Here is a 2,585-nt window from a genome sequence, read left to right as displayed (position 1 = left end):
TATAGAAACAGTTGACATCCTCCCCGACCTAAAGGACGGGGATTCCTCCTGCGAGACGCTCATGTCCGAGCGCAAGAATATTCAGTGCTGAGTTAATATCCCGATCATGGAGCGTACCGCACTCCATGCACTGCCATTCTCTTATTCCAAGACCTGTTCTACCTTTCGGACTACTGAGCCGTGAGCTACAGCACGAACACGTTTGGGTGGTATACATTTCATTGACTTCCTCAAACCATACGCCTGCGTTCTCGCATTTGTACTTGAGCATGGTTCGAAAGGTCGTCCAACTTGCATCAAGTACAGACTTAGCTAATTTTGTCTGTGCCAATGCTTTGGCATTTACATTGCCAACAATGATCATTGCATGGCTATTCACAAGTTTATGTGTGAATTGATGCAACATATTCTGTCTAATATTCTTAATCTTGGCATGAATCGCTTTAACACGTTTTTGATTCTTAGCTCTTTGAGCAATACCTAATTTTTGTTCATACTGACGATATATTTTAGGGGCTTTGAGTTTTACACCATCTGAGCATGTAGCAAGGTCTTTTAACCCTAGATCAATGCCTATTGCTGTGGTTGATACTGTTTTCTCAATCTTTGGTGTATCTACGACCAAACACACATACCAACGCCCACGACTATCTTCAACGAATGAGCCTGTCTTAACTTTGTATTTTGAAAGTCCGTAGCTATCCCATAGTTTGAATTGATGTTTACCGTATTGAACATAGCCATCAGCGTACTTCACAGCAACTTTTTTGAATGGAATCCAACCGAGTGAACGTCTTGCAGATTTCTTATTACTTACACGCCAATTCAGCTTGGCTTTCTTAAACTGTTTGCGTCTTATGATGAGTTCTTCTGTCACTGCTTGAACAGTTTGGCTATGCAAGCCACACTCTTTTGATGTGCCTTTGGTGTATTTCGCAACATCATAGGCTGAGAAGAATTTCCCTGTTTTTTTGAGATGCTTAAAACACAAATCATTGACATAATTCCAAACAAAGTTCACCTCAGATGCGAGTTGGTCTAGCACCTTGCAATGTTTGTCTTTTATGCGTAATTTAAGTGTTTTCATTATTTAAATATATTTGGTCTATGAGTAATAGTCAAGAGATTAGAACAGGTCGACACTGTGTTTTTAACATGCACGTTCATTTAGTCTTCGTGGCTAAATATCGTAGAGATGTATTTTCAAAAGAAATGCTTTTAACCATGAAAGAGGTCTTTGAGCGTGTCTGTATAGACTTTGAAGCAGAGTTAGTTGAATTTGACGGTGAACATGACCATGTTCATTTACTTGTAAATTATCCACCTAAAGTTGCTATCTCTAGCCTAGTAAATAGTCTAAAAGGAGCATCTAGCCGTATTTTACGAAAGAAACACCCTGAAATTAGAAACAAATTATGGGGAAATGCCCTATGGTCGCCTAGCTATTTCGCTGCATCATGTGGTGGTGCACCTATTGGAATTATTAAACAATACATTCAACAACAGCAAACACCGCATTAGCAATCCTAGCTAATCCCCACAAGGGGGACTAGCGGATTGCAGCCTTATATCCCCGCCCTGAAGGGCGAGGTTTTACGGCTAAAGGGATAAAGAACGAGATGCCCATCATCGTGCAATTCGAGTGATTGAAGATGAGAAGTTAAAAGTTGGAGCGTTACAAAAAGAGCTTAAGGTCTTTCGCGAGTATAAGAAGTTTTTCCCACAAGAATATGCCCAACTTGAGGCGCATATCCAACTCAAATTACAAGAACATCAAAAAGCATTAGATCACCAACATAGCTCTTCTGCAAAGTCTGATCTCATGCATCAAAAGCAATTAAAACAGACAGAGGATCAACGTATAGCGTCTGTCAGACAACGCTTTGAACATAATATTGAACAGGCGAATAATCTCGCTGAAAAGGAAGTCTATACACAGCATTATGACAACTGGCAAAACGGTCAATCATTAGATGTAAAGCAAGCGTTTAAAGCGGTCTCTGAAACGTATAAAAGTACTCCTTTTTACGTGCTGCTTAAACAGTTGGTTGACAACCATTGTCATGAAGCTTTCTTAGATGAACAAACCGAGGCACTACAAACCTTTAAACCTGAACAAGTATTTGCACGAGTTCGTGATCACGTTGCTGAGAATATCAAGATGTGTCGTCTTGCTGAACAGTATCTATATCAAAGGCAGTTTGAATTACCGCCTGAACGTACAGAATTAAATAAAAAGATAGAGACCTTACGCAACTGCGTTATTCAAACTGAAGAGATGCTCAGAGAAAAGAGCTTTGCTCAAGATGTCGAACGAAAAGAAAGACAAATGAGAAGTGAAGCCCATGTACAAGAGGTTGTACCAACACTTGAAAAGCGTCCTCAACCGAAAATATCTCAAGATCAAGACAATCAAGGACATGAATTTGAATAAAATAAGGTCAAAAACAAGTTAAAAGTTCGATGATTAAACTTCAAATAATTTATTTTAACGATAAAAACCAATTAAATGTTTATTAATTAGTCAGAATGATCTGTATATATTTAGAGCTAAAAACGCTGATAAACCGAATAAATATTAACCT

At 38.8% G+C, this 2,585-nt stretch carries 3 protein-coding genes; 2 read left to right on the top strand and 1 reads right to left on the bottom strand.

From position 1 onward, the window contains the following. Positions 1-28: 28 nt before the first annotated feature. Positions 29-1,087, bottom strand: a complete 1,059-nt coding sequence (locus AC1MPL_RS00080) for an RNA-guided endonuclease InsQ/TnpB family protein (RefSeq protein WP_479763254.1) — start codon at positions 1,085-1,087, stop codon at positions 29-31. A gap of 20 nt (positions 1,088-1,107) precedes the next feature. Here AC1MPL_RS00080 and tnpA point away from each other — a divergent pair, with 20 nt between their 5' ends. Together tnpA and AC1MPL_RS00070 are read left to right on the top strand one after the other, a co-directional pair. Then, positions 1,108-1,521 (top strand): IS200/IS605 family transposase, encoded by a 414-nt coding sequence (tnpA, locus tag AC1MPL_RS00075; protein ID WP_479763252.1) that lies wholly within the window; start codon positions 1,108-1,110, stop codon positions 1,519-1,521. Positions 1,522-1,642: 121 nt separating this feature from the next. After that, entirely contained in the window at positions 1,643-2,434 is a 792-nt protein-coding gene (locus AC1MPL_RS00070) for a hypothetical protein (protein WP_479763250.1), read from the top strand. Positions 2,435-2,585 lie beyond the last annotated feature (151 nt).

The sequence above is a fragment of the Acinetobacter sp. N1-1 genome (assembly GCF_056711485.1).
The sequence above is the reverse complement of the archived record's forward strand: the minus strand, read 5'-3'. Positions and strand labels throughout refer to the sequence as shown.

Coding starts and splice junctions, on each gene's coding strand:
- AC1MPL_RS00080 (WP_479763254.1), bottom strand. CDS start 1,087: ATGAAAACACTTAAATTACGCATAAAAGACAAACATTGCAAGGTGCTA.
- tnpA (WP_479763252.1), top strand. CDS start 1,108: ATGAGTAATAGTCAAGAGATTAGAACAGGTCGACACTGTGTTTTTAAC.